Origin of the sequence: Streptococcus timonensis (genome assembly GCF_900095845.1) — a bacterium.
Taxonomy (GTDB): domain Bacteria; phylum Bacillota; class Bacilli; order Lactobacillales; family Streptococcaceae; genus Streptococcus; species Streptococcus timonensis.
The window spans coordinates 1,205,330-1,229,877 of the sequence record NZ_FMIX01000004.1; the positions used below are offsets into that span (position 1 = coordinate 1,205,330).

A 24,548-nucleotide genomic window follows, 5' to 3' on the forward strand; every position below is an offset into this window, starting at 1 on the left:
TTCCTCTTTCTACATGTTTATATGATACAAGCTAGGATACCCTAGTTTATTTTGCTCAAACCAGTTTTTGATTTGTTGAAAATTATAATGGATATTATTAAATTTACCTACTAAAGATTGGCCTCTGACAATAATATCTTGTGTTTGGGTATCTATGGTCACTTGTCCCAATCCATTTTGTCCACTTAATCTAAAATCCATTGTTTGGCCATAAAATGTGATAGCTGAGGCCGTCCTGCCACCTGAGCGACCATTCCATATTTGAATACCTGCTGACGTGCTATCCATTTTTATCAATCCATTTCTATTACTTAAAAGCGCTGTATATGAGCCATCTATATCCCCAATAGTACCAGCGCCAAAAACTAGGTATTGTAACGGACGGTTAGGAAATTGATTTTTAATACCTACACCGTAGTTATTCATCTCTAGCCATCCACTTTGTAAATCAAAATTTGATTTACCATTTAATGAGGATATTACACCACCATTTATGAGATTAGCTGAGAGCTTGCCTGATGTGATATTACTAGCGTTTAGATTGACCACATTGACTAAATTAGCGTCTAGCCTACCTGTTCGGATTTTGCCAGCGTCTAACTCATCTATCATGGCATTCTTGATAGTCCCATTAGCAATAAATGTAGTGTCAGGTGTGACTACTAGCTTGTTTTTACCGACTTGCAAACTAGCCCCACCTGTTGCTACATTCAAAGCACTCAATACATCACCATTACTGTTAAGGGTCTTGAATGCAAAACTATCCTTTAAGATTGACATTGTAGTCCTAGTGTATTCACTGTTGTAGTCTGTGTTGTCCACAAACTCCTCAGGTATTAAACGCCTGTCAATAATCATAGGTTTATGAATGACGATATTACCAGGGCTTGTAAGAGTAAACCTAAGGCTGTACTCATTAAGCTCTCCAGTATAAGGAATGTCTAAATAGCCAGTAAAAACCTGATTACCAGTTTCATTAAGCAAAATTTGAGAGTTATAATACATTCCTAAACCTGTAGTATTGTCTAGTAATTGTATTAAAACTTTGCCATTCTTTGGCACCTTATCTACTAAAATTTCAATACGATAACCAAGACCCTCACCTTTATTTACAAATTTCTTCGTGAGAGGGAACCGAACCCCTAGCCACCCAGACATAGAGTCAGTGTAGTTAATTCTAATTCCGTCATGGTCACCAAAACTAACACGTTCTAAATGCTTATCAGTATCAACTGATGAGATGAATTTTGGGATTTTTGTTGGTGCATAAAATAAATTAGTTAGATTACTAAATCTCTTACCTACCTCAACATTAAATAAGTCTGATGTTAAGGCCATCCTTGCTATATTAGTGCTGATATTTGAGTCATCTCTGCCTAAGATACGCTCATAGAGTTTAGCTGTCTCTCTAACTTCCTGAAAGTCAGTAAGAGATACCTTACCATTCAAGTCAGTCCTCAAATTAGCAATTAAGTTAGTGGTCTCTGTGGCTGTTTGATTAACCTTATTTAGAGCCTGTACTGCCTTACCGTCAATTTGAGTGGCCTGAGTTCTCAAAATAGACAAATTACGCTCATTGTCTTGCCTGTATAGTGATAACTCTTGACCTGTTGAGTCAGAGGCGTTTTTAGCCTCTTGAGCAAGTCTCTTAGAGGCCTCAGCTAATTCTTGAGTAGCATTTGACTTTTTAAGAAAATCAGAAACTGTCTGATCATGCTTAGCCTCAATCCCAGCCATTTTAGTATTGACTGCCTCAAATTGTTTATCTACCTCTTTCTTAACACGGTCAACATCCTCAGTGTCAAGCCGTTTCTCCCACATGCTACCATTCCAAATATACATACGTTGATACTGGCCATTCTTTTCAAACCATGTATCACCTATTTTGTGCTCAACATTTTTGGCTGGTGTTTCATGCCAAATCTTATTACCTGTGCCACTGATGAGATATTGAGGTAGAGTGCTCTCAATAGAGGCTTGCCGTTCCTCAACTACTGATAGACGGTCAGCAATTCCTGCAGTCATGCTAGATGACAGTGACTGTCCGATAGTTCCTAGCGTTATCTCCTCATTAGAGTCAGTGTAGACATCATAGACCACCTTGACTACTTTCTCAGTGGTTGTAGTAATGTCAAATTGTGGATAGTAGAGAGGGATGATGTCACAGAGCTCAACTTCCTCCATCACTCCAAAATCTTGATAGTCCAAAGTATGTGATAAATCTACATAAGAGACCTCTGTAGATATTTTAGGAGCTCCAATGTTGTTAGTTTTGATGTAAGACTGACCTAGTGATCTCAATTTCTCAGCCGTTGGAGGGTGCTTGTCATCAAATTTGCTTGAGAAATCTACCAGAGATATTCTTCTCTGAGCGTATAATCTCAAATAAGGACTATCTAGGATGTGCTCAGGCAATGTGACTAAGACCTCATGTGACTCCTCACTTGACCCATTGCTGGATGGCGTATAACGTGCAAATGGGTAGATAGAGGTATAATTACCGTCTAGGAGGCTCTCCTCCTCTACACTGAGCAGATTACGCCCGTACTCTAGCACGGTTGGAGCTTTACGCCCCATCTGCTGATGGAGAATGATGAGGTTATTATCAAACTCATATTCACCACCAAAGACATCAAGGATGGAACCTGAAACACCACCTAGAGCCTTTCTGGCACTTCCTACCTTATCCACTTCCCATGAAATACTACCTAGAGTCTTGATGTCTGAGCTAACATCAAATACATCATCACCTACCAGGCTCTCTTTCCAAAGTCTAAGAGCTGCCTCAGCATTAACATTTGAGGCTCTTACAATAGGTTTCAGGGCAATGTCTGAGGTTCTCATGGAGATATGACGGGCATAAATTTCAATATGTTCACTACTATCCTTGACTATACGGTTAATCTCAAAGGTTTGCCATTTGGTTCTCTTTCCAGCGTCTGACTTGATTTTCATCTCCACTTTAAACACAGAGGCAAAATGGCCATTCACTGGATATTTGATATATAAGTCATAATTACCATTTCTTTCTCTGGTAACAGTGACCTTATAAGCGTCTGAAATCTCACCAAGCCCAAATGTTCTAAATGAGCGTTCATCAGCTCTATATAATACTGGGTTCATAGTTTAACCCCCCAATTTGGCACGGCTGTCATGGTAAAATTACCAGTCCATGAAATCCTATTGTTTCCAACATCAAAAAGAGGCATTCTGTGCTTGCCGTTCCTTGTGATTTTATCCCAGGCTGACAGATTGCCACTATATACTAGATGTTTTTGCATATCTATTATGAGCTCATTTTGGACGCTCTCAAGTGATAACTGGTAGCCGTTGATGGTCAAAATACCATTACCATTACCTCTAATCTTAATTAGTGGCTTAGATTGTACGTTCCCAAGATTTTTAAGTGTCATCCCGTTTGTCAAAGGGATTTCATTGCGTCCAGTTTTTAAGAATTTGATAGGGTGAATTAAAAAGTCTAATTTCACCTCACCAAAATTCCTAAGTAATTCCTTAACGTTAAATGACTCAATAAAAGTAGCAAGATAGATATAATCAGGATCCCATGAGAGCTCCAACTCTTTCCATCCCTTGACATTGAGCCAGTCACTTATAGCTACCTCTGATGTAGATAATCTCTCAACCGTGCTGATTTTCATAGGAAACTCACGCTTGACAGGTTTAAGCCTTTGATTATCTTTCAAAAGCACCCCATCACGACCTGGCACCTCAATAGTCTCAACATCATAGGAGGTAGAGCTAAACTCAATATCATTTATAATTTTTAACCCAAAATCACTAGATTTCTTGCCATCAAATTTAATAAATGTGCTCATTAAGCACCTCCTAATCGTTCCTGTTCTCTATTTGTGTACCATGCCATCTCTTTCATGAGACGTTGTATGTCACGTTTCTCACTCTCATCTACCTTGTTACCCTGGTAGTTAAAAGTATACTGGTTGTTAATTTCTGCATTAGAGCCTGACTCAGCTTTTTCAGCTTTAACCTGAGAGGCTCCTAGAGTCATTTTTAATGACTGGCTTAATGTGTTGTTGCCAAGTCCAAGCAAGTCCTCAGCACCAAATTTAAAGGCTGACATCTCTTTTTGGACATAGGCCAAGCTATCAGTAACATCTGAGGTATTTTTTTCAATACCTACAGCAATACCTTGAGCAATGTAGCGCCCTACATTATCTCTAAACAGTCTTGATGGTGAGTGTATCCTAGCCTTAGCTCTTGCAGCTCTTTCAGCTTGAGCGACAAGGGCATTAGCTGCAGCTGTTACAGTCCATAAAGCAGAATAGAGACCATTTGCTAGACCTTGGCCAATCATTGAGCCTACGTATTGCATGGTAGATACACCTCTCATCCCTGCTGATTGGATTGAGTTGACCATTGATGACATTGCTGATGTAGCTGAGCCAATTCCTGAGCGTATTCCGTTTGTAATACCGGTTGAAACTCCACGCCCTGCCTGTTGACCAGCTTGAGTCATTTGACTTGCTGATTGTCTTACCACGTTTGTCATCTGTTGCATGCTTGAGCTCATTTGTGAGACAGCTTGTGTCATTGCTGATCTAATTACTGAATTAAGCTGAGACATAGCTGACACAGCAGAGCTAGAGATGTTAGCAAAACTAGAGGCCACTGTAGGGGCTGATGTCGCTAATTGCATGATAGATGTGTTAGCTGTCATGGCTGAGGCTGAAATAGCTGAGAATAGGCTAGGAATTGTGCCTAGCACCCCACCTAGTGAGCTGATAACTCCAGTCACTGCAGAAAATCCTGATGTCATTGCTGATGTAGCTGACATAGTAGCCACTAAGGCACTTGATAAACCAACAAGGGCACTTTGTAAGACAGCAATGCCTGAAACAGCACCAGACAAGCCACTAAATGAGGCCACTGCTGATGTAGCAAATGTGCTCATGGCTGTTCCTGCAGCTGTCAAAGCGCTTGGTAATTGGTTAATACTTGTGCTTAATGTACTCAATGCTGTTGGTAGGCCTTGCATAGCTACGCTTGCCACTTGTGCTGATGTAGCAATCATCATTAGGCCTGTTCCTGCTTGTTGCAATCCTGATCCTGCTGTAGCGATACCTGAGTTAGCAATAGCTGCCAAACCTACGGCTGTTGCTCCCAAAGTTCCAACTAAATCCCCTAGATTAAGGTCTACTAGCATTTTTATACCTTGCGCCATCAACTTCACGCCTGCTCCAGCATTTTTAGCAGCATTACCCATGCTCTCAAAAATACCAGCAACACCATCAAGCACACTCCTAATAACTGAGCCAAATGACTCTACTACGCCCTTAGCGCTATCCAGGATAGACTTAACTTGCTCACCAAAGGTCTTAATCAAATTGGTCAAACTATCAATAATAGGGCTAATTTGATTGACAAGGTTATTAAATGACTCAATAAGTGACTGGATAATAGGAGCTGTTGATGTTACCATCTCATTAATCGCTGGCACAAATGGAGCGACTGCTTGGACGATTTGGACAACTGCCTCAGTGACAATACTAACTACTTGGACAAAAGTATCTGAAATAATCCCAACTATAGGGGTTATGGCTGTAGCTACCTGAGCAATGCCTGAGCTGATAGATGTTACTACCTGGCTAATAGCTGAGCCTAGTGCTGTGATCACTGGCGCTAACCCACTAAATGAGCTGATGATAGAGCTGATTGCTGCTCCCACAGCTAAAACAAGCGGGGTCAACATAGCAAATGATGAGGCTACGGTAGGGAGTACAGGTGCTACAATTACAAGAGCTTGAGCTAATCCTTGTATAGCCATGTTAAGGATAGTACCTATGGCTGTACCTACGCTGACCACCACATCACCGATAGCTTGTAGGATAGTTGCTAGACCTTGGCCTTGAGTTCCCATCAGAGCAAATGCTGCTCCTAGAGCTAAAATTGGCACGGCTAATGCCACAATAGTCACAGGGTTGACCATAGCCAGAGCCTGACCAATTCCACGAAAAGCAGAGCCTATACCCTCGCCAATTCCTTTAGCCATTGTAGCTACACTCTCTCCTAAACTACGGATGACTGCAACAATTTGTGAACCTATTGAGGTGACTGTTGATGTGGTGCCACTTAGTGCTGATGTAGCGTTACTCTTAAACAACCCAAAAGGATTGAATGATTTTAAAAAGTTAAACGCTTTGAAAGCAACAAGTGCCCCACCAATACCTACTACTAAGCCTCTCCAAATATCTCCACTAATTGACTGAGATAATTTTGAAATCCAGCTAATGACTAATGAAATAGCGTTTACTACATGGCCTGCTGCAGCTCCTATAATATCCCAAGGGATGATGTCACCTAATTTTTCGGCAAGGTCTAAAGCTGCAGCTGTGAAATCCTTGAAAGCACTATAAGCATTCTTAATAGCTCCAGTGTTAGCAAATGCCTCAAGAGCAAATTGAACGCCTGCAGCTAATTCTTGGATGACTACATTTACCAAAATCACCCCATTAGCGATACCCTCAACAACATTACTAAATCCATTGCTGTCACTGGTCAACTCCTCAAAAAGAGATTGTACTGTGACCACAATATCTCTGATTGAGTCTGAGATGTAATCAAATACGCCAGCTTTATTAAAAATAGCAAAGAAATTTGAGACCATTTGGCCTGCTTGAGCAAATCCATTTGATAAGCCTGAGATAAAACCATCTACATCAATGCTATCCAGTAAGCTCCCTAATTTATCGGCTAAACTATCAAAATTGATTTTGTCCAAAGCGTCTGAAACTGCGTTGACTGCCTTGATACCAAATTGATTGAGTTTGTCAAAGGCTGGCATGAGCTTATTAGAGAGGCTTTCTTTTGCCCCGTCTATAGCTTGGTCAACCGTTTTAAATTCTGTGGCCATTTTTTGGAAAGCGTCTGAGTTCCCTGCTTTGTTCATAGCGTCAAAGAAATCCTCAGTCTTAACTTTCCCATCTTGCACAGCTTTTACAAGGTCAGCCGTAGACATTCCCATCTCTTTTGCTACTGCAGCCATCCCAGCAGGTGCTTGCTCCATCATGATCTTAAAGTCCATCCAAGCCACTTTTGGCTTACTTGCCATCTGTGTTGCCTGAGTTGACAATGATTTCATGGCTTGAGCTGGGTTCTCTGCTGAGGCGGCAAGTCCACCAAAGGCCTTAACTAAGCTACCTACATTTTTAGTACCTACAGCGTCAAGCTGTGAGTAAGTATTAGCCATGTCAGAGGCTGAGTAGATGGTCTTGGTTGCAAAATCTTGCATTTCAGTTTTTGCTGCCTTGATTTCCTCAGATGAGCGCCCGAATGCTTGGAGGTTCCCCTCAAATGTTTTCCAGGCTTTTTGTGAGCTATTGAGCTCAGAGGCCATTTCACGGATACCCCCAGTAACTGCACTGACCCCAGCTGATAAGGCTGAGCCAATCAAATTAGCTCCCAATACAGACTTAAACACAGAGCCTACTTTTTGCCCTGTACTCTCAAGGCCTCCAAAAAGAGATTTGAGCTTGCTTACTCCAGCTTGAGCACCTGAGCCATCCATGTCAACCTTGATAGTTACTGAACCATCTGCCATTTATTCCCTCCTTTCTAATTAGTAGTCAAAATCTTTAGGTAGAGCGTACTCTTTTTTGAGTTCTTTCATGCTCTCTCTGTACTTCTTACTATCTCCCTTTTGAGGCTTATAAGCTCTTATCTTGATAACCTCAGAGAATTTTGTATCACTAGGTAAGCCATTTAATAGAGCATTAAATTTTTTCCAGTGCAAACTATTCTGAGAGTCAATAAGATCAATGCCGTATGCTTGCATGAATGATGAGTAAATGTACTCAGCGTCATATTTCAAGCTAAATAATCTGGCACTGGTCTCTGATTGACTCCTAGAGCGTATCTTGCTCTTAATCGGATTGCCTGCTAGGTCTAATACTGGTGCCGTATCTCTAGCTGGAATAAGTCTGATGTGCTCCTCAAATACCATCTTAAAGATACCAGTGGCCTCCTCAGGTGTTAGAGCCTGAGTAAAATCAACATCAGTAAAAATCTGTAAAGCAAGATAGGGCTTGTAAATTTCATCAATTTCATCATCATTGATAAGCTCAATGACTTTCAAGACCTTGTTAAAAGAGATTTTCATAGGGTACACATCATCACCAAGGACTAACTCATCAGTCAATTTCCTTGATAAATCTAGCATGTTAGTCTCCTAAATATTTCTTGAGAGCGTCTGTGTTGTTACGTTTCTCCCATTCTGAGATGACACCATTGATAGTCTCAAGTAAGTAGGCCATTGTGTCTACAGTAGACCCATTTGAGAAATCGTAGACCTTTTGATAAGCCTCAGCGTCAAATAATTCTGTCCATGAGTTCTTAACCATGTCTTGTAAAGCCTCAAATGCTTTGTTATCTTCTGCATTGGCTACTTTTTCGCCCTCAGTTTTGAGGATTTTGCCAAGTTTTTCCATCTTGTGGATATTTTGGTCATTTCCGATAAATTCAAGAGTGAACTCTCCAAACTCTACAGGGATGACATTATCACGCTTTTTAATTACTACCATTATTTCTTTCTCCTACTAATTTTTTAATCAAAAATAAAAAGGGGAGCATTACCACTCCCCCTAAATACATTATCCGACTACAGCGGACTCCTTAGGTGCTGAGTTCCAGCTAATAGTACACTCAAAGCTTTCAAACTCAGACGCCTCACCGCCTCCAATTTTAATGCCAGAGGCTGTAGCTACGCCCACATATTGTTTTTTGCCATCAGCGTCAACAACTTTAAACCACAATTTACGCCCATCACCGACTTTAAAACGCATGCCAGCAATGATAGCCTGCGCCTCATCCTCTTTGATGTAGTCCCCCTCAAATGAGAAACCGTATTTTACAGATTTCACTACTGTTTCAGGTGTTCCATCACCATTGTAGTAAGCTGTGTCATCTGTCTCCTCGTCATTCTCAACCTCAGCGGTTGTCACTCCATCTGCAAGCCATTTCCAAGCGTCACCTGTTGGCTCTGTTGCTGCATTTTCTGCTGACCAAGGCGCCACATAGTGTTTACGCTTGGCGTTTTTTGATTTTGGCATTTAATTTCCTCCATTTACTTCAATTTCTGCCGTTACATCTAACATGTAAATATAAAAGCCTTGATCATCACGGTCATTAAGGAATGGCTGTGAGACTTCAAGGCCTCTGAATTGATATGAGTTATTTTTGCTAGGTAGCTCTAATTCAAAATTAGCAAGTGCATGATTGATAGTCCACAAAATAGAGCTTGTTCTTTGATGATCAAGTGTCTTGATAGCCACCTCAAAAACAAGGCTAATGTCTTGCTTTCCGTCCATGTACTCTTTTAAAATTTTGCCACCTGGCAAAGGATATAGGACTAAATCCTCTTTCTCTGATAAGTAGTCAAGTCTACAAGTAAGAGAGAGGTTTAGTGTGTTGATAAAGTCTCTGAGGACTTCGGAAAAATCATTGTTATTCATGCTTTTACTCCCATTGCTTTTATTCCTACTCTCTCCCAGTCTTTAAGGTGGAGCGCTGTAGCTTTCAAGTCCCAGCGCTTTCCAGTTCCTGGTGTAGTGTATTTTTTGAAATAAAAAACCCTAGCCTTGTTGTAGCTAGAGCCGTAAAATTGGGCTCTGGCATAAGGCCCAGGGTACCTGACCCCATCTTTAGTAGCTTGGCCACTTCCACTGAGGTCACCACTTTTTCTAGGAACAAAAGGGCTCATGTCTGTTAGCATTTGGTTAGCTATGGCCAGTTTCCCTTTTGCTAAGGCTGTTGGAGATACCTTATTTTCAATCCCTTTGAGGTCAATTTTGACAGATACGCTAGTTCCCATTAAATGCACTCAACCTCATAACAAAATATTTTCTGTTTATGTGGATAGCTAATAGGTAATATAGCAGTAATTCTATATTCACGCTCACCATCATTGATGATGGCATTTTTAAAGGTATCATCTAAGGTAATAGGACAATGTTTAGGGTACACAAATAAGGTACTAGGTTTGGACTCTTTACGGCTGTTTTTGGTGCCTTGCACTTGATACTGTCTATCAAATCTGACATGTTTAAGGGTCACTGGGCTCTCTAATATTACTTTTCCCCATCCGTCTTTTTCACCTGTATCTTTTTTGATTGTTACAGTATCAATTAATAAACGCTTATCAATCTCTATCATATCCTACCCCTCTATACCCAAAACCAGCTGATTTCAGGATGTTTAGGGCGTCAAGTGATAGATTATACCTAGAGCTTTCAAAGGATTGTTTTGAGCCTCCCTGATAGCTTATATGAGTCCTACCTAATATCACTGTTGAGGCTGACTGTCTGTCATCAGCTGTAGTAATACCACTAGCGTCTAAATATGCCACTTGGTAAGCTGTAGCAAGTTTGACAGCTTTCTTTCTAAACTTGATTTCAGTTTCAAAATCAACAAAATCATAAAGATTATTAAGAAAGAGATTGATAGCCACCTCTGCCCTTGTCAATAATTTTTCAAAGTCATCTACTTCATCAAAACCTAACTCATTAAACTCATCTTGTGTCAAATAAGCTATAGTAATCACCTCCGATAAAAAAAAGAGGTGGTATTACTTACCTGCCTCTTTAGTTTCTTCTTTTTCGTCAACTGGTTCAAAGAATGGGCTCAACTCAGGATGTGACTGCTTGCCTTGAGCATTTAAGCTCTCAGCTACTTTGACATCAATGTCATACACTACATCCTTGTCATAGCTTTGCTCTTTGCCGTTGACATTAAAAACAACATTACTTGTTGCTTTAAACTGAGCCATTTGGTTTATTCCTCCACTTTATAGCCATTGTTTTCAAAGGCTGATACCATGATAGGATCAGACAGGGTAAATGATACCCCATCCTTAGTCAAAGTGACATCAGCTTTAACCTCTACTACTTCCTCTACTGTGTTATCATTAGCCATTGATTACCTCCTTAGGCTGTTTTGTGGACATAGATAGCCTTTTTCTTAGCGTCCAATACGAAAGCGTCATAACGGATACGACCCTCAACTAATTTACCGTTGATACCTGGTGGGTTGTCATGGATCTTGTAATCTTCCAATTTAACAGGTGATGTAGTAGCTGCTGGATGAGCGATAATAAACTCAACACCTGTAGGCATATATGTTGATGGTGTCAATACTACTGGCATACCGTCAATCATACCCACTTGACCCTTGATAGTGATTTCTTGTCCAAGGTCTGAGTTTTTGATGAATGTGTCATCAAGTTTAATCAACTTGTAGAATTTAGGAGATACATGCAAGATACGACCAGCCACAGGGACTAGAGCGTCTGACAATTTAGATTGTCCCTCAAGTACAAGCTCATAAGCGTTAGTTTTATTGACTGCGCCTGTTGCAATATGTCCAGTATCAGCACCTGAGGCCATTGCTGATAGACGGTACTTATCAACCTCAGGGATGACTACCTCTGAAATTTGACGAGCTAGAGCCTTGCCCTCTGCCATGGCTCCATTTGTTCCTTGTAAAGATTTCTTGTCAATCGTGAATGTGAAAGAACGGTCTTTAGAAAGTGTCATAGTTTGGACTGAATTTCCAAGCTCGTCAGCTGTACCGTAACGATTTTGACCAGTAGTCTGGTAGTCATTCATTGCTGATGTAGCGACTGTGTAGACCTTGACTGTCTCAGCGTCAATAAAGTCAAAATCTTGGTTGATAGTGCTAGTAGTAAGAGCCTCTCTTGTAAAGCGCTCATCTACTTTATGACTGAATTTTTCTGCGTAATTTACTGCCATTTATATTTTTCCTCTTTTCTTTTTTGGTATTATACGCTATCAAAGCCAGCAAAAAGGGCTTTGTCCTCTGCACTTAGGCCATCATCTGCATTACTTGCTGATGGATTACCTGGGACAGAGATATTAGGGTTAGGTTGCTCTTGCACTGTTTGGAAAAGGTAAGGGCTTGACTCTCTGAGTGAGTTGATCGTGTCCTCAAGCTGAGGTTTGCCATCTTCTCCTAGCTCAATACTGTCTAGGTCAATGAATTTCATCAAATCATCAGAGTTGTATGCACCTACATCTTTCAAAGCAAGAGCAATAGCATTGGTTTTGGTTACCTGAGCAAGGTTTGCCTCACTATCCAGCTTATACTGCTCAAATTGTGCCTTGAGTTGTTCAAGCTGTTGCTTGCTTTCCTCACTAGCACCCTCTTTGGCTTGTAAGTCTTGGATAGCTTGAGTCTGTTGCTCAAGTTGTTGCTTTAATGTATCATTTTCAGCTTGTAACTCAGATTTGGCCTGTGATTTTGCATTCTCAATACCTGCACCGTACGCTTGCATGATATTGTCAATCACTGACTTATCCTCAATACCTGCCTCAACTAACATTTCACGTTTAAGACTCATGTCTTAATCCTCCTTTTTACGTCACATGGACAAATTAAGACAGTTTTACGCCATGCTCCAGGGCAAAATAAAAGAGCGTCCTTAGACACTCTTATTTTTTATTTCATGTTTTACATGACAAAATCAAATCATTCCCTTTAACTTCTCATGATATTTTTCAAGCCACTCACGGTTGTCAGATAGCTCATAACTTTTTAATTCTTCTAACTTTATGAGTATATCGTCATTTAGCAGGTCAAATAATTGTTCATTTTCAACCTCTAGTAAATCGCCATTGATTGATGATAACCACTCGCCAAAATCAAAAGAGAAATCCCAAACGCTGACTTTCTCATCAAGGACTTGCTCAAACATTTTTAAAACTTCTTCGCTTTTATTCAATTTTAGTAAATCCTTTCTTAATCTTATTTTGTGGAAATACAGTAACAACTACACCAGTGGTAGGCTCTGTAAAAATAGAAATCCTATTATAATGTCTGACATGTCGTCCATCTCTATCAGAAATATAATTTACTGGTTGACTCATCATGTTAAGGATAGTTTGGTAGTTGTATTTTATTGTTCCATTTTTGCGTTGTAATCTCTCAATATATCTAGCGATACCATGGTCACCAAATAAAATACCATCTTTTTTGAAATTCCAATAAGCCTCTTTTGCTTGTTCTTTTTGTCTGTCGTTAAGTCGTTCTACTATATCACCGTTAAGGTAAGAGATGACACGATTATCATGCCTAAGTTGCCATTTTTGGTCACGGTCTAAGGCTTTGAAATCACTATAAGACTTAGGTGCTTTGTTTCCTAAATTTTGTAGTATTTCAGAATACTCCTTTTTAGAGCGTTTGTCAATCGTTTTGTATAGTTTTTTTACAGCGTCATCATCATAGTAGTATTTCTCTCTAGCATAATCTCTGTGTAGGTAAGGGTGTTGACTCAAAAAGCCTCTCATAGCTCCCTGTTTCATTCTCACCTTACTCTTATATTTAGATATTAGCTCACTGTCTCCTAGCTTTTCTGCAACATGCAAAAGCTCCTTAGACTTCCTGATAGATCTTTCTAGGGCTCTCTGTTTAGCCTGTACGTTTGCATTTGCTATAGCCTCCTCAGGTGTTAGGTCTTTCAAATGATCAGGCAAATCAGGCTTGTAGTTGACCCCTGGGATGTATGGTGTCATCTCATGAGTGCAATTTATACCTTGACATCCGGCAGGATGACCGTAGCCATAATCAGCTAAAGCTAAGACACGCTCTCCAGCCTCAGTTCTAGCAACTCCAGTAGTTACTATCTGATGTTGTAGAGGAGCACACATCTCTCTTGCTGTGGCTTTTTTGTGGTAGTAAAAGGTATCTATACCTAATTCCTCAGCTGGAGCCATTCTGACCTCACGGTAGACCCTCCAAGCTGTTGACTTGATGACCTGTCTAGCATAAGTGTCAGCTTTCCAGCGCTTGCCTTGGCTATCAGTAAAGCCGTAAAATCCCTTTTCAGCCCATTTCATGACTGTATCAGAGATAGCTTTGTCTGATGTAGTAAGCCCTGTGACCACTTTGGCTACACTCTCCTCAATGATAGACTGATAGACCTTTCTGACACTCATTGGCAAAGTGGTATTGATGAGGTTATCTATGTCTCCCATGGTCTGATTGACATAAGCAGCTAGATTGGTCTGTATGAGTGAGTTATCGGTAAATTGTCCACCCATAGACTCAAGTAACTGCTCTTTAGTGTCTTTATATACTTTGTATCCCTCATTTTGGATGACATACCTGAGCTGTTCCTCAGCAATTCCTGAGCGCTCTGAGATAAGGCTGACATTATCATCATTAAGCAAGCCCATCTCATTCATTTTCTCAAGTTGCCAGATATAAGGGTTATCATTAAGACTAGCAGAGCCACGCTCTTTGATACGGTCTATTACTTGGTCAAAAAGGTCAAGAGTTAGCTGATGGTAAATGTCAGCTACTCTACTAGCGTCAAGCATTAATTGCTGATCATTTAGCTTGATTGGTTTCTTTTTGACATCAGCCATTTAATCACTCTCCATAAATTGAGACATCCTCAGGGCTACGCTCATCATTTACATCATCAATGACATTGCCATCAATCTCAGCCTTAATCTTTTTGGCTTTTTCAGGTGTCACGTTTAGGACTTTCTCAATAGCCATTGTGTCAGTACCAAAACCAGCATTTACTACTTTTATCCAGTAGTCCAGTTCAGCATTTCTGTCAGTAAAGACACCATCATCAAGATTGACGCTGATTTTGTCCATCTCAGGGATTTCACCTGAGTATAGTTTATAAGCCTTGGCAAGTTCTAGCATTGAGATGATGAGTTCTTTTAGAGACTGCTCTACTAGGCTGACAATACTATTTCTCATTTGGTATGTGTCAGAGTTCTCAGAGACAATCTCTGTAGCTGTTTTCATTGACTTACCGTCAAAGCTAAACATACCAGCGGATACACCAATCTGCATTTCAAAGAGTGCCAAGCCCTCGTTAATAGCCTTGATGTAGTCATCTGATCGGATTGGTGTAGTAAGGTCTGTGATACCTATGCCCTTATCAATGTCACCAGAGTCAAATTGCTCATAGACATTGTGGCCTGCCTCAAATTCACGCTTGACTATGACATTATCACCATCTTGATTGTATTCTGCTTTAATCATTTGGCTAGGCACGGCCACCCTACGCTGACCCATCTTGACCTCCCACATAAACTCATCATAAGTTGTATTAAGAAAGTCTATTGTAGTCTTAGCATTGTCAAAGATAGACAAACCTAGTGGACTGTTAATATCTTTGTTATTCATGCCTGGAGGTTTTAGATAAGTGAATAGTGGACGACTCAATCTATTTAACTCCACAACTTCCTCTAAATCCTCATAAATTTCTGACAGTGGCACTCTTGAGCCTACTGCATGCTTATTATCAGACCTGTATAGCTCGTTTGATACTGTGTATTTATCATTTGACCACTCATGAAATTCAATCAGTGTGTAATATCTCTGCTTGTTGCCATCAGCTTTGATGGTCTTGGTCACGATTGCAGCACTAGACACATCCTGAGTGTTAGATTGCAATGGCAAAAAGACAGGCGCTTGAATAAATGACACCCTTACACGGTCATCATCAATATAAGGCCTCATAGCAAGACCACCAAGGGCTAAACAACTCTCAAGGTATCGCTCAAAGTTCTTTGTAAATCGGTCATCTTGTAGCTGTTGCTGGATAAACTTATTAGCTTGCTCGTTATCTACTTTAATTTCAGCCTGTTCATTAAATACAAGGCTTGCAATTTTCTTAGCAGCTGTACGGCCAATAGGTAGGTGGTTGAAATCTCTTTTATTTTTAGCCCCATTACTATCTCTGTACTCTACTTGAGGATAATGGCCTGAAAAATACTTAATATTCTCTCTAATACGGTCATACTCTGCTGATGATACTGCTATTTTTGGATGATCAGTGATGTAAGTTAGGTTTTGAGTAGTCATCACATATTTACTCCTTTTAAAAATATCTTTAATTGTTTGGACTATTCCCATTACTAGCTCCTTTTAGGCTTTTAGATTTAACTCTCTAGCGTTATCTAGGACAAAATACTTGAAACCATCTACCGTGTGGTCATCTTCCTTGATGACTTTAGGGTCATCTGTGTTGATGGTCTTGTCATCATATCGGTACATCTTATGCTCCTCAATGAATACCCTGTTATTTTGGGTATCAAGGTAATAAAAACGCCCCTCAGCTAGTAAGCTAATGACCATGTCTATCATAGTCTGATTTTTCTTCTTAGCAACTGGGTGCCAGCGTTCTCCATAATCTCTGAAATATTGGTTTCTCAAAGCTCCCTCTGCACTATCAATGGTCATCTTGAGTTTAGGTACTCTGTACTGTTTCATGACCTTATCTATAAAATCATGTACCATCACAGATAGCTCACTAGGGGCTTTCTTGATGGTTTTTCCAGCTGGTGAGTAGTAGAAAGTATCAAGCAATATGACCTTACCTTTTGCTGTGAGTCCATAAGCTCCACAGGTGGTTGCTGATTGCTGGTGTCCAGTATCCATAGCAAATGATATGCCTATTAGCTTATCATCAGTAGGGAGGCTCTCTAGTGGTTTAAAATAGCTCATGTTATAGACATGATTACCTAAACCGATAACCTCACCCAAATACATCCATCTGTAATAGTCAGGGTCAGTTTCTTTATAGCGCTCTATCTTCTCAATCATCTGCCTAGACAAAAAGCCTAGTCTATCATCAAGGTAGGTGCTATGATGGATCATGTAAGTAGGGTCACTAGCTTTCTCAGCTACCCACTCATTTATCCAGTCATAGGGATTGCGTGGAGGGTTGTAAGTGAAATAGACTTTAACCTCTTTACCGTTTGGCAATTCTTGACGGATGAAAGTATCCTCAACTATGTCAATATCCTCACGGCCAGCAAACTCAGCAAGCTCCTCAAACCATACAGCCATGACATAGCCTTTAGCTATTTTTTGTGACTTGAGTTTCATAGGGTCATCAACCCCATAGAAATAAAAAGCCGTTCCTGTCTTGATATGAGTTATCTGTAAGGGAGATTTCCCAAACTTAAACTGATTAGCTAAGCCCATCTCATAGATAGCCCATCTAATCTGCTCATATACTGACATTCTCAAGTACTTGCCTACTTTGCGTAAGACTACCACATTACCCATGGGGTCATTGATAAAGTCATTCACAAGGTCAATAGAGACCACTGATGACTTAGTAGAGGCACGGCCACCCTTTAGCACTACATGGCTCTTGGGTGTAAAGAGGACTTCATCAAATACTGGGTTAATCAATTTGGCTAGGTTCAGTGTTACCATTGTACTCACTCCTATCAAATGTAAATCCAGTTATGACTGTATCATCCTCATCATTAGAGCCTAACTGTGCCTTGAGGTTTTCGATTTCAAGCCTTAGTTTCTTATCAGCTAACTCTAAATCTCTGAAAGCCATATTGTTCATTCCATCTAAAGCTGACAAGAATGCTGTTGAATTAGCTTGTCTCACTCCCTCAATCTCAATACTTGCTCTAGCTTTGTTTTTTAGCCATTCATACTCATTGAAAGCCTGCTCTCTAGACCATAGAGCCATGTTTGAGAATTGTTTCAATAATTCTCTGTACCTTGACAAAACCTTTACATTTTGGAGCAAGACGGCTGCTTTGCTATCAACACTGCTATCTAGCCATTTTTTTGATGATGGATAGGCTTGTCTATATGCTTGTCTTTGAGATAGTCCAGTGATTATCCCTTGTACAAACAGCTCCTGTTTTGGGGTTAATTTATCCACTCACCAGACTACCTCCTCTCTGGTAAAATAAAAAAGCCACTCAATGAGTGACTTAATGCAAGCAGACTACAGACTTGCAAACTGATAGATACTACATTTGTTTTTTTATTTTTTGTAGTCATTTAAGATAGCGCCTGGAATTGAACCAGAGGCAAACCGTAGGAGCAACATTTTAGAGGTTTACCGTAACCTTTACCACTACCATAAAGAGGCCGTAGCCTCAAAAACATAAGGAGATAATATCAAACCTTTTCAGCATTTGACACTATCATTTTATCAGATTTTAAAAACCGTGCTAACAATTTTTAGCCTTATTAGTCCGATTTAGTCCGATTTAGTAAATCATTTAACTCACTAATAGCTAAACCTCTCCAGGTATAAAATGTAGTTCTACTGATCTCCATCTTGTCACAAATGTCATCTACATACATCTTATTTATGTATGTCATCCGTAATACTGTCCTATACTTTGGATTTGATAGCTTATTGATCAGCCTGCTTAGCTCTAGCTTTCTATCTATGATTTCTTTGATGTCACGCTCTATCTCTTGTTTCATAGTAATTAACTGAGCATACACATCATCAATTTTTCTAACTTGGCCACTTTGGACTTTTACATCAGTCCATTTAGGGCTTGAGAGTAGCCCAGCCTCAAGCTCATTGATTTCATCTATACGGCTTTGGATGTCCATGTCCAAGCTCTGTAACTCTGTCAAGAGTTCTTTAGCTTTGCTCACTCTCTATCTCCTCTAGCTATTCTTATTTAATAGTTCCAAAGTCTCCTCATATTTCAGATTGACCTTTATATTTTGTTCTTCATGACTAAGTCCAAAATTTCTTGGAAGTCTGAAATAAATGATAGTTGAATTATCATGATTTTTGATAACTGAAAAAATGTGTTTGAGCCATTCTTTTCTAATCGCTATATTAGGAAAGACTACAAGCTCTGGCTTTCCCTCTTTAGTTGGTTTCTTTGTTTTTGCAGTTCCTAAATACGGATATTTTCTAGGTCTCATTTTCCTGCCTCCTCTGCCATACACTGCAACCATACAAGACTCTCATATAAATCCCTTGCATGGCTCTTGATATTTCCTAGCTCATAGCTGTCTAGCTTATCTGAGTTGTTTATAATATCAATTTTTAAATTATTGATAGCTAAAATAAAATCTTTTTTCAGTTGGTTCATTCTTCCGCCTCCTGAACTATATCCAGTACATTCAAAAGTTTATCTACTGATTTTTGAGTGATGGAGATATGATGTTCTCCAACATTGTAAGGAGTCCGCAAGAATAAGACATTAGCACCTAAAACAATACGACTAATATCTTCTATGTTGATGAGTTCATATTCAATATTCCCTCTATAACAAGATTGAATTTCAACAAATTTTGCCATCACTCCACCTCCTCAACTTCAATCCCCTCGCAATTGAATACCCAGCCAAAACCAACTTGTTCTAGTTCTTTTCGGGTAAATTTACTTCTTAATCTGCTTTGTAAAAATCTTAAGAAATTCTCATCTTTAATACTTACTAGATACTGATCTACTGCTTTTAACTTTACCAAATACCTTTTTTCTTTATTGACTTCGTATCCGTCAAGTATGGCTTTTATCAATCTTTTTCTGTTTTTAGGTAGTCTAGCTTCTCTCGTCAAATGTTTTAATTCTGTGCCGTCTCTATCCGTTAACTCATAACCCCAGCCAGTTCTTGAAACATGATATAAAGCTGTTGCAACATCACCTTCATAATTTAAATTAAACGTTTCAAGAAATTTTGCCTCTTCCTCAGACACTTTGACTTTTTCGGGTTCGTCTAGTTCAGAAATAAGTTTTATTACCATATCTTTTTCGACATATTTAGTTTTATTCCCGAAAATATTTTTTAAACATTTTATCCGTTCAATCAATTCTTGTTTATTCATTACTCTACCTCCTTACTCCTCTCCTATCAAGACATTTAGTGGGACACCAAAGAAACTAGCAACATCCTGTACTTTGTATAAATTAGGATTTTTTATCTTACGTTCCCAACATGAGATACTTGACTCTGAATAACCTAATTTATAGGCAAACTCACTAATTGTCAAACCTATTTCTAATCGTTTTTGTCTCAGCATAAAAGCAAATCGCTCACGTTGTTTTTCTGTCAATCGTTTTTTATAGTCCATCTACATCACCTCTCAAATCTTGCTCTTTGACATAAGAACCATTGACCATTTTACCTTTTCGGTTCTTAATTTCATCCCATGCCATTTGAAAGCAATTAGAGATAGACCAGCCTTTTTGTTGACAATAGATAGTCAATACTACCAAAATATCTCCAACTGCGTCCATACCCTCGTTCTCACGATTTTTAAGATGTGCCTGGGCTAATTCTCCAGCCTCCTCGAATAATTTTAATGCTTGAGCTGTGCTATTGTCTGAGTTATCTAACCCTCTTTCTTTCGCCCAGTTCTCAACTCTATTTACTAATAACTCCATATTAGTTGCCATTTTTTGCTCCTTTATTTCAAGTATGTAGGCATGTCATCACCTACTCTGATTTTCTCAATTGGCCTCCTACGCCTCTACTACTGGAAAGTGGATTTTACCAATAACTAGCGACCCTACACTGTAGTAATAGCCACCATTGCCATCATCAGCCTCACATTCTGCCAAAGCTATTGGATTTTGATTGTGGTAAATAGTGACCGTATTCTCACAAGTGGTTCCGTCCCCATTGTCAAATTTTGTGGGTTCTCCGATTTTTACATCAGTAATGACTGCGTCTAGTGTGACATTCTTGAACTCTCCACCTGCTGAGGCACAGCAATCACTTTCTGACATTTCAATAGTGACCTTTGTCCCGTCCTCAAGTTCCAGGTGGTCTTTGTCCCACTTCACAATACGCTTATAGAGTAACAACTCTTTCAGTTCTTCTAGTGAACCATAACGCTCATCTTTGCTGTCCCACATGGAGCACCATTCTGGTATTTCAATAGTTTTGGTCATCTTAATTACCTCTTTTCTTCAAATAGTCAGGGATTTCGTCACCTACTGCCATGCTCTCATATTGTTCCTTTGTCACTAAAAACTTTCCATAAGAGGGCACTGTGACAGTATAGCGCCCCTCTATGATTTCTTTATCACTGATTTTCCCATGTATTCCTGAGCCAGCATTATCAACTTTATAAATAATTATAGGTTGTTTGTTAGTTTCAGGTTGTTTCTTGAGTGGTTCTATGTTACCTAAAATAAGCCCAGCCAAGAAAAATACAATACATATAATGGAGTGGTCTATATTATCTATTAGCCATTCCATCTCATTTCCTCAATTTCTATCTCTATCCTAGGATTTAAGCTGTAAAATTTGCCTACATCATGCAAAGCTATCTGACCATCATCTTTAAAGACAATCCCTGACATGCTGTCATAAAGAGCTTTCTCATAGTTATCTATGTCAGGCTTTTTGTCTACAGGGATGATCTCATCTAGTAGCGCCTGATGATATTTTTTGACCTTAGAGAGGTACTGAGGAGGCTTGATATAAAATCTAAGCCGTGCCCTCAAAGCTCCCTCAAGCATTGGCTGACCCATGTACTGATTAGCAATGAGTAACTGGCAACTATTGCGCCATGCTTTCATGCCCTTATCTTCATAAGTCGTAGTAAAATTCCCACGTCTTGCAAATCTGGGGCGTGACTGTGGCTTTGGTTCAATGTTCAGGACTAGTTCCATTCTAGAGCTCCTTTAAAACCTGCCATCTCAAAGAGGTTCTCTTTGTTCTCACGGACGAACTCAAAGAATTTCTTGATTTCTTGTAAGTCCTTGATGTTGTCTTTCAACCGTGTCAAGGAGGTATAAAAGACATCACTTTTTGGAATTGCCTTTATTTTGCACTTGTAGACTGGTTCAAAAAGATCACCATTCTCATCTAGTGTGGGTGCGGCGTCTTTGTTATCAAAGCTAATGCTCATATCATAATTTAGGGTCGTAACGACCTCTATTTTTTGTTTCTCAATGATGATAGCAATATTTTCTGTCACATTGATTTTACTTGTCATGTTCTTTCTCCTGTTAAGTTAGTATTTTTTAAAATGGCAAATCATCATCAGAGACACTGAATGGGTCAGCAGGTTGACTGAATGGGTTGTTATTTCCTGTGTAGTTGTTGCTAGGTTGAGCTGGAGCCTGTTCCTGTTGTTTATTGCGACTCTCTAACAGAGCGACACTCTCAGCGACTACCTCGGTCACATATCTACGCTGACCATCTTTTTCATAAGATCTAACCTGTAAGCGCCCTGTGAGTCCAATAAGTGAGCCCTTGCTACAATACTGAGCAATGATGTCAGCTGTGCCACGCCATGCTTGAAAGTTAATAAAATCAGCCTCACGGTCTCCATTTTCATTCTTGAAATTGCGATTGACTGCAAGTGTACCCTGCAAGCTAGATACATTGTTAGGCGTTTTTCGTAGATCAGGAGGCGCTACAAGCCTCCCAATCAAAGTGACATTGTTAATCATTTACTTTCCTCCCTGGATTTTCCAACCATTCAACCAGGTCATCATGATTGGCTTTGATATAGCGTTCAAATTCCTCAAATTGTAGGATAGCCCATCTTAATCTGTGCATACCCTCTCCAGCTTTTGAGCAAAAACCACAAACTTTAAATATAGGCTCAATCGTATTAATAATTTCTACAACTTGGCCATCAAGGTTCCATACATCATCTTGCTCTATCTTGAAATCTAAAATAAACTCATCTCCTAAATCATGGATGACTTGCAATCTCTTGCCATCTGAGTATATATAAATGCTATCAGATACTTTTCTAATCTCCATAGCTACACCTGTCTTTCACTGGCTTTTTTGACAGTGATAGCCTCTAAATTATCTGCAAGCTCATCCTGTTTTAACGGTTGCACAAGCCAACCAAAGCCTTTAACCCAGTAGTTTTTTCCATATTCAAAACCAGAGTCAGACAAAGCCTTTTTAAATCGTTCTTTTTCTTCCAGGTCTTTAAAAAATACTGTAAGTCCCATTTTTAGACTATAGTCATCAGAGTCATTCTCAGCCCCTCTGAGCTCGTTTGTCTCATTTTGAGGGATTTGCTCGCTATCCAAGATTTCGCCTGTCTCTGGGTCGAATTTTTGGGTCTCTGTTGATTTTGGCTGACTTGCTTGCTCAAGTTCTTGTCTTGCACGTTCCAGCTCTTGCTTTTCTTTTTGAAAAGCATAATCAGCCTTAATTTGCTCAAAGACCTCAGCAAGTGTCAAGTCTCTTAACATTCTGATATAAGGAGAGTCAGTCATCCCATACTCAGCACAGAGCCCTGAGATAGCTGATTTAGATTTCTCAAGCTCTTGCTGTTTCTGAAATTCAAATGTGATCATATCATCAAGGTTTTTCATGGTTGCTTTTTTAAGGGTCATCCCATCTGCCATGAAATCACTAGCTTTGATGTATTCTGTCGCTTTTTCGTCAAAGACTCTAGGATCTAGCATGTACTCAGCTGACTTGTTTGAGATGTAAGCCTTAACCGTGTCCAGTCTGACCATTTTTTGATGGTTCTCAAACTCTTTAACATCTACATCAATTTTCTCAATGATGTCTTTGAGTGGTTGAATAGCTTGCTTGATGTATTTATCAAACTCATCAGCAGGCTCAGACAATAACTTTTTATTTCGGATACGCTCATCAGAGACTTGTTTGTCTAATTTGCGTAGATTAGCAAGGACTTGCTTGTCATCCTTGATAGTAGAGGCTGTGACCGTGTAATTTTGATATTTAGTCACTACCTCATTGATATTTTGCTCAAATTTCTCACGGTCAATGATTTCAACCTGAGCCTGTGTGATCTTTACTTGTAATTCTTGCATGTTGCTCCTCCTTTTTTCTAAAATTCAAGTTCATTGTCATCTAGTAGCTCGCCTTGGATTGGTTCATGAGGTGACTCTTGCTCCATCTCAGGTACTGCAGAGTTTGCCTCTTGCTCTCTGTTAAATTGCTCAATCTGAGCCATTTTGCGTGCTACGACATCCTCACGGCTTTCTTGAGGTACTTGAGGCGTGACATCTTTAACCTCTCTCAATTCATCAGCCTCATAAAGTCCACCAAGCTCATTAGGAAAAGCATTCCTAAGAGCTGTCACTGTTGCTACTTTTTGTATCATAACTGCTGGCTTTTCATCCCATGTGTTAGGTTTATTTTCTTTGCCGTATTGATTGATTTTTCCCTCTTTTCTAATCTTTGAGTTATCGTACTCAGAGAAAGTGACCTCTGCTCTTGTTGGGTGTGTACGGTCTTTTCTATACACTACCGCCCACGCTCCTAAAATTTCTGCCCCTTTTGGTAAGAAAGCACCCTCAGAGCGTTGGATTTCACCATCTTTTTCATAAATTATCCCAGACTCCATCCCGTCATATTGAGGGTGAGCGTCAGCTTTTTTTTGGAATGCTTTTTGAGCTACAACTATTTGAGCTGGTTGGTTTCCGTATTTAATAAAATAAATCTCTCTCGTAAAAGGGTTTAGGTTTTGTACTCTTGCCTGAGCAATGAAATAAGCTAATTCCTCATCACTAGCTTTCCCTTGTGGGTCAAGATATTTTCTAACAATCCCACTTGTCAATGTCTGTGGGTCTTCTAAAAAATTTTTCTCTGCTGTTTGAATATCGTTTGTCATCTTCTCTTACCTCTATTATGTTTTAAATTCCAATTCTCACGCCTCAAGCGTTTATTTTCGTTTGCAAGGGCTACTATTTTATCCTGTTGCTCATCAATAATAGCGCCCAGCTCATAGCAAGTCCTAAGGTGTCTTTCTCTCCAATAGGCATTGTCCTCATAGTGCTCTCTATCCATAGG

Annotated in this window: 35 protein-coding genes; all 35 read right to left on the minus strand. The window is 39.6% G+C overall.

All coding sequences use genetic code 11. The features are described 5' to 3' along the window. Positions 1-9: 9 nt before the first annotated feature. Complete coding sequence (locus BQ2679_RS09810) at positions 10-3,123, minus strand: phage tail spike protein (protein WP_075567942.1); 3,114 nt, start codon at positions 3,121-3,123, stop codon at positions 10-12. Beyond that, the gene (locus tag BQ2679_RS09815; RefSeq protein WP_075567943.1) at positions 3,120-3,836 is read right to left on the minus strand and encodes a distal tail protein Dit; all 717 of its coding nucleotides are present in this window, start codon (positions 3,834-3,836) and stop codon (positions 3,120-3,122) included. The genes BQ2679_RS09810 and BQ2679_RS09815 overlap by 4 nt, the downstream gene beginning before the upstream one ends. Then, the gene (locus BQ2679_RS09820; RefSeq protein WP_075567944.1) at positions 3,836-7,576 is read right to left on the minus strand and encodes a tape measure protein; all 3,741 of its coding nucleotides are present in this window, start codon (positions 7,574-7,576) and stop codon (positions 3,836-3,838) included. The genes BQ2679_RS09815 and BQ2679_RS09820 overlap by 1 nt, the downstream gene beginning before the upstream one ends. Positions 7,577-7,594: 18 nt before the next feature. Beyond that, positions 7,595-8,194, minus strand: coding sequence for a Gp15 family bacteriophage protein (locus BQ2679_RS09825; RefSeq protein WP_075567945.1), 600 nt, complete (start codon positions 8,192-8,194; stop codon positions 7,595-7,597). 1 nt (position 8,195) lies between these two features. After that, positions 8,196-8,555, minus strand: a complete 360-nt coding sequence (locus tag BQ2679_RS09830; RefSeq protein ID WP_075567946.1) for a hypothetical protein — start codon at positions 8,553-8,555, stop codon at positions 8,196-8,198. 69 nt (positions 8,556-8,624) lie between these two features. Then, the gene (locus BQ2679_RS09835) at positions 8,625-9,083 is read right to left on the minus strand and encodes a phage tail tube protein (protein WP_075567947.1); all 459 of its coding nucleotides are present in this window, start codon (positions 9,081-9,083) and stop codon (positions 8,625-8,627) included. After that, a complete protein-coding gene (locus BQ2679_RS09840; RefSeq protein WP_075567948.1) occupies positions 9,084-9,485 on the minus strand; it encodes a minor capsid protein in 402 nt (133 codons plus the stop codon). Then, positions 9,482-9,844 carry a minor capsid protein gene (locus BQ2679_RS09845; protein ID WP_075567949.1) on the minus strand — a complete coding sequence of 121 codons (363 nt, stop codon included), beginning with the start codon at positions 9,842-9,844 and terminating at the stop codon, positions 9,482-9,484. The genes BQ2679_RS09840 and BQ2679_RS09845 overlap by 4 nt, the downstream gene beginning before the upstream one ends. After that, positions 9,844-10,185, minus strand: coding sequence for a putative minor capsid protein (locus BQ2679_RS09850; protein ID WP_075567950.1), 342 nt, complete (start codon positions 10,183-10,185; stop codon positions 9,844-9,846). The genes BQ2679_RS09845 and BQ2679_RS09850 overlap by 1 nt, the downstream gene beginning before the upstream one ends. After that, positions 10,172-10,564 carry a hypothetical protein gene (locus BQ2679_RS09855; RefSeq protein WP_075568088.1) on the minus strand — a complete coding sequence of 131 codons (393 nt, stop codon included), beginning with the start codon at positions 10,562-10,564 and terminating at the stop codon, positions 10,172-10,174. The genes BQ2679_RS09850 and BQ2679_RS09855 overlap by 14 nt, the downstream gene beginning before the upstream one ends. A 33-nt stretch (positions 10,565-10,597) precedes the next feature. Further along, complete coding sequence (locus tag BQ2679_RS09860; RefSeq protein WP_075567951.1) at positions 10,598-10,798, minus strand: hypothetical protein; 201 nt, start codon at positions 10,796-10,798, stop codon at positions 10,598-10,600. 5 nt (positions 10,799-10,803) lie between these two features. Next, positions 10,804-10,944 carry a hypothetical protein gene (locus tag BQ2679_RS10925; RefSeq protein WP_167350223.1) on the minus strand — a complete coding sequence of 47 codons (141 nt, stop codon included), beginning with the start codon at positions 10,942-10,944 and terminating at the stop codon, positions 10,804-10,806. Between the two features lie 11 nt (positions 10,945-10,955). Beyond that, positions 10,956-11,780 carry a major capsid protein gene (locus BQ2679_RS09865; RefSeq protein ID WP_075567952.1) on the minus strand — a complete coding sequence of 275 codons (825 nt, stop codon included), beginning with the start codon at positions 11,778-11,780 and terminating at the stop codon, positions 10,956-10,958. A 29-nt stretch (positions 11,781-11,809) separates the two neighbouring features. After that, positions 11,810-12,388 carry a phage scaffolding protein gene (locus BQ2679_RS09870; protein WP_075567953.1) on the minus strand — a complete coding sequence of 193 codons (579 nt, stop codon included), beginning with the start codon at positions 12,386-12,388 and terminating at the stop codon, positions 11,810-11,812. Between the two features lie 123 nt (positions 12,389-12,511). Then, positions 12,512-12,769 carry a hypothetical protein gene (locus tag BQ2679_RS09875; RefSeq protein WP_075567954.1) on the minus strand — a complete coding sequence of 86 codons (258 nt, stop codon included), beginning with the start codon at positions 12,767-12,769 and terminating at the stop codon, positions 12,512-12,514. Further along, the gene (locus BQ2679_RS09880; protein ID WP_075567955.1) at positions 12,762-14,414 is read right to left on the minus strand and encodes a phage minor capsid protein; all 1,653 of its coding nucleotides are present in this window, start codon (positions 14,412-14,414) and stop codon (positions 12,762-12,764) included. Before BQ2679_RS09880 ends, BQ2679_RS09875 begins: the two co-directional genes overlap by 8 nt. A gap of 4 nt (positions 14,415-14,418) precedes the next feature. Further along, on the minus strand, positions 14,419-15,927 hold the full coding sequence (locus BQ2679_RS09885; RefSeq protein WP_280136852.1) for a phage portal protein: 1,509 nt from the start codon (positions 15,925-15,927) through the stop codon (positions 14,419-14,421). A gap of 12 nt (positions 15,928-15,939) precedes the next feature. Then, positions 15,940-17,238 (minus strand): PBSX family phage terminase large subunit, encoded by a 1,299-nt coding sequence (locus BQ2679_RS09890; RefSeq protein WP_075567956.1) that lies wholly within the window; start codon positions 17,236-17,238, stop codon positions 15,940-15,942. Then, a complete protein-coding gene (locus BQ2679_RS09895) occupies positions 17,207-17,707 on the minus strand; it encodes a terminase small subunit (RefSeq protein WP_075567957.1) in 501 nt (166 codons plus the stop codon). The genes BQ2679_RS09890 and BQ2679_RS09895 overlap by 32 nt, the downstream gene beginning before the upstream one ends. A 314-nt stretch (positions 17,708-18,021) precedes the next feature. Next, positions 18,022-18,444: a DUF1492 domain-containing protein gene (locus BQ2679_RS09900; RefSeq protein ID WP_075567958.1), complete on the minus strand. Its 423-nt coding sequence runs from the start codon at positions 18,442-18,444 to the stop codon at positions 18,022-18,024. A 12-nt stretch (positions 18,445-18,456) separates the two neighbouring features. Then, positions 18,457-18,723, minus strand: a complete 267-nt coding sequence (locus tag BQ2679_RS09905) for a hypothetical protein (RefSeq protein ID WP_075567959.1) — start codon at positions 18,721-18,723, stop codon at positions 18,457-18,459. After that, a complete protein-coding gene (locus tag BQ2679_RS09910; protein WP_075567960.1) occupies positions 18,720-18,893 on the minus strand; it encodes a topoisomerase in 174 nt (57 codons plus the stop codon). The genes BQ2679_RS09905 and BQ2679_RS09910 overlap by 4 nt, the downstream gene beginning before the upstream one ends. Then, positions 18,890-19,102 (minus strand): hypothetical protein, encoded by a 213-nt coding sequence (locus BQ2679_RS09915; RefSeq protein WP_075567961.1) that lies wholly within the window; start codon positions 19,100-19,102, stop codon positions 18,890-18,892. Before BQ2679_RS09915 ends, BQ2679_RS09910 begins: the two co-directional genes overlap by 4 nt. Next, the gene (locus tag BQ2679_RS09920; RefSeq protein ID WP_075567982.1) at positions 19,102-19,629 is read right to left on the minus strand and encodes a DUF1642 domain-containing protein; all 528 of its coding nucleotides are present in this window, start codon (positions 19,627-19,629) and stop codon (positions 19,102-19,104) included. The genes BQ2679_RS09915 and BQ2679_RS09920 overlap by 1 nt, the downstream gene beginning before the upstream one ends. Before the next feature lie 12 nt (positions 19,630-19,641). Beyond that, complete coding sequence (locus BQ2679_RS09925) at positions 19,642-19,875, minus strand: helix-turn-helix domain-containing protein (protein WP_075567983.1); 234 nt, start codon at positions 19,873-19,875, stop codon at positions 19,642-19,644. Continuing rightward, complete coding sequence (locus tag BQ2679_RS09930; protein WP_209444057.1) at positions 19,865-20,200, minus strand: MazG-like family protein; 336 nt, start codon at positions 20,198-20,200, stop codon at positions 19,865-19,867. The genes BQ2679_RS09925 and BQ2679_RS09930 overlap by 11 nt, the downstream gene beginning before the upstream one ends. Before the next feature lie 66 nt (positions 20,201-20,266). Continuing rightward, positions 20,267-20,698 carry a DUF7448 domain-containing protein gene (locus BQ2679_RS09935; protein WP_075567964.1) on the minus strand — a complete coding sequence of 144 codons (432 nt, stop codon included), beginning with the start codon at positions 20,696-20,698 and terminating at the stop codon, positions 20,267-20,269. 1 nt (position 20,699) lies between these two features. Beyond that, on the minus strand, positions 20,700-21,008 hold the full coding sequence (locus BQ2679_RS09940; protein WP_075567984.1) for a DUF1372 family protein: 309 nt from the start codon (positions 21,006-21,008) through the stop codon (positions 20,700-20,702). Further along, entirely contained in the window at positions 20,996-21,424 is a 429-nt protein-coding gene (locus BQ2679_RS09945) for a RusA family crossover junction endodeoxyribonuclease (RefSeq protein WP_075567966.1), read from the minus strand. Before BQ2679_RS09945 ends, BQ2679_RS09940 begins: the two co-directional genes overlap by 13 nt. After that, entirely contained in the window at positions 21,415-21,750 is a 336-nt protein-coding gene (locus BQ2679_RS09950) for a hypothetical protein (protein WP_075567967.1), read from the minus strand. Before BQ2679_RS09950 ends, BQ2679_RS09945 begins: the two co-directional genes overlap by 10 nt. A 28-nt stretch (positions 21,751-21,778) precedes the next feature. Continuing rightward, positions 21,779-22,210, minus strand: coding sequence for a single-stranded DNA-binding protein (gene ssb, locus BQ2679_RS09955; RefSeq protein ID WP_075567968.1), 432 nt, complete (start codon positions 22,208-22,210; stop codon positions 21,779-21,781). Then, positions 22,203-22,529, minus strand: coding sequence for a hypothetical protein (locus BQ2679_RS09960; RefSeq protein ID WP_075567969.1), 327 nt, complete (start codon positions 22,527-22,529; stop codon positions 22,203-22,205). Before BQ2679_RS09960 ends, ssb begins: the two co-directional genes overlap by 8 nt. Before the next feature lie 2 nt (positions 22,530-22,531). Further along, positions 22,532-23,566 carry a DUF1351 domain-containing protein gene (locus BQ2679_RS09965; RefSeq protein ID WP_075567970.1) on the minus strand — a complete coding sequence of 345 codons (1,035 nt, stop codon included), beginning with the start codon at positions 23,564-23,566 and terminating at the stop codon, positions 22,532-22,534. A 17-nt stretch (positions 23,567-23,583) separates the two neighbouring features. Continuing rightward, positions 23,584-24,369 carry a phage recombination protein Bet gene (gene bet / locus BQ2679_RS09970; protein ID WP_075567971.1) on the minus strand — a complete coding sequence of 262 codons (786 nt, stop codon included), beginning with the start codon at positions 24,367-24,369 and terminating at the stop codon, positions 23,584-23,586. Next, positions 24,366-24,545 carry a hypothetical protein gene (locus BQ2679_RS09975; protein ID WP_075567972.1) on the minus strand — a complete coding sequence of 60 codons (180 nt, stop codon included), beginning with the start codon at positions 24,543-24,545 and terminating at the stop codon, positions 24,366-24,368. The genes bet and BQ2679_RS09975 overlap by 4 nt, the downstream gene beginning before the upstream one ends. Positions 24,546-24,548 lie beyond the last annotated feature (3 nt).

Bases quoted from the DNA above. Each gene is read 5' to 3' on its own strand.
- ssb (WP_075567968.1), bottom strand. From the start codon at position 22,210: ATGATTAACAATGTCACTTTGATTGGGAGGCTTGTAGCGCCTCCTGAT.
- BQ2679_RS09865 (WP_075567952.1), bottom strand. From the start codon at position 11,780: ATGGCAGTAAATTACGCAGAAAAATTCAGTCATAAAGTAGATGAGCGC.
- BQ2679_RS09860 (WP_075567951.1), bottom strand. From the start codon at position 10,798: ATGGCTCAGTTTAAAGCAACAAGTAATGTTGTTTTTAATGTCAACGGC.
- BQ2679_RS09965 (WP_075567970.1), bottom strand. From the start codon at position 23,566: ATGCAAGAATTACAAGTAAAGATCACACAGGCTCAGGTTGAAATCATT.
- BQ2679_RS09820 (WP_075567944.1), bottom strand. From the start codon at position 7,576: ATGGCAGATGGTTCAGTAACTATCAAGGTTGACATGGATGGCTCAGGT.
- bet (WP_075567971.1), bottom strand. From the start codon at position 24,369: ATGACAAACGATATTCAAACAGCAGAGAAAAATTTTTTAGAAGACCCA.
- BQ2679_RS09920 (WP_075567982.1), bottom strand. From the start codon at position 19,629: ATGAATAAACAAGAATTGATTGAACGGATAAAATGTTTAAAAAATATT.
- BQ2679_RS09870 (WP_075567953.1), bottom strand. From the start codon at position 12,388: ATGAGTCTTAAACGTGAAATGTTAGTTGAGGCAGGTATTGAGGATAAG.
- BQ2679_RS09810 (WP_075567942.1), bottom strand. From the start codon at position 3,123: ATGAACCCAGTATTATATAGAGCTGATGAACGCTCATTTAGAACATTT.
- BQ2679_RS09845 (WP_075567949.1), bottom strand. From the start codon at position 9,844: ATGGGAACTAGCGTATCTGTCAAAATTGACCTCAAAGGGATTGAAAAT.
- BQ2679_RS10925 (WP_167350223.1), bottom strand. From the start codon at position 10,944: ATGGCTAATGATAACACAGTAGAGGAAGTAGTAGAGGTTAAAGCTGAT.
- BQ2679_RS09945 (WP_075567966.1), bottom strand. From the start codon at position 21,424: ATGGAACTAGTCCTGAACATTGAACCAAAGCCACAGTCACGCCCCAGA.
- BQ2679_RS09960 (WP_075567969.1), bottom strand. From the start codon at position 22,529: ATGGAGATTAGAAAAGTATCTGATAGCATTTATATATACTCAGATGGC.
- BQ2679_RS09890 (WP_075567956.1), bottom strand. From the start codon at position 17,238: ATGGTAACACTGAACCTAGCCAAATTGATTAACCCAGTATTTGATGAA.
- BQ2679_RS09935 (WP_075567964.1), bottom strand. From the start codon at position 20,698: ATGACCAAAACTATTGAAATACCAGAATGGTGCTCCATGTGGGACAGC.
- BQ2679_RS09910 (WP_075567960.1), bottom strand. From the start codon at position 18,893: ATGAACCAACTGAAAAAAGATTTTATTTTAGCTATCAATAATTTAAAA.
- BQ2679_RS09815 (WP_075567943.1), bottom strand. From the start codon at position 3,836: ATGAGCACATTTATTAAATTTGATGGCAAGAAATCTAGTGATTTTGGG.
- BQ2679_RS09930 (WP_209444057.1), bottom strand. From the start codon at position 20,200: ATGGCAACTAATATGGAGTTATTAGTAAATAGAGTTGAGAACTGGGCG.
- BQ2679_RS09940 (WP_075567984.1), bottom strand. From the start codon at position 21,008: ATGGAATGGCTAATAGATAATATAGACCACTCCATTATATGTATTGTA.
- BQ2679_RS09925 (WP_075567983.1), bottom strand. From the start codon at position 19,875: ATGGACTATAAAAAACGATTGACAGAAAAACAACGTGAGCGATTTGCT.
- BQ2679_RS09830 (WP_075567946.1), bottom strand. From the start codon at position 8,555: ATGGTAGTAATTAAAAAGCGTGATAATGTCATCCCTGTAGAGTTTGGA.
- BQ2679_RS09835 (WP_075567947.1), bottom strand. From the start codon at position 9,083: ATGCCAAAATCAAAAAACGCCAAGCGTAAACACTATGTGGCGCCTTGG.
- BQ2679_RS09905 (WP_075567959.1), bottom strand. From the start codon at position 18,723: ATGAGACCTAGAAAATATCCGTATTTAGGAACTGCAAAAACAAAGAAA.
- BQ2679_RS09880 (WP_075567955.1), bottom strand. From the start codon at position 14,414: ATGGCTGATGTCAAAAAGAAACCAATCAAGCTAAATGATCAGCAATTA.
- BQ2679_RS09975 (WP_075567972.1), bottom strand. From the start codon at position 24,545: ATGGATAGAGAGCACTATGAGGACAATGCCTATTGGAGAGAAAGACAC.
- BQ2679_RS09840 (WP_075567948.1), bottom strand. From the start codon at position 9,485: ATGAATAACAATGATTTTTCCGAAGTCCTCAGAGACTTTATCAACACA.
- BQ2679_RS09825 (WP_075567945.1), bottom strand. From the start codon at position 8,194: ATGCTAGATTTATCAAGGAAATTGACTGATGAGTTAGTCCTTGGTGAT.
- BQ2679_RS09850 (WP_075567950.1), bottom strand. From the start codon at position 10,185: ATGATAGAGATTGATAAGCGTTTATTAATTGATACTGTAACAATCAAA.
- BQ2679_RS09885 (WP_280136852.1), bottom strand. From the start codon at position 15,927: ATGGGAATAGTCCAAACAATTAAAGATATTTTTAAAAGGAGTAAATAT.
- BQ2679_RS09950 (WP_075567967.1), bottom strand. From the start codon at position 21,750: ATGACAAGTAAAATCAATGTGACAGAAAATATTGCTATCATCATTGAG.
- BQ2679_RS09915 (WP_075567961.1), bottom strand. From the start codon at position 19,102: ATGGCAAAATTTGTTGAAATTCAATCTTGTTATAGAGGGAATATTGAA.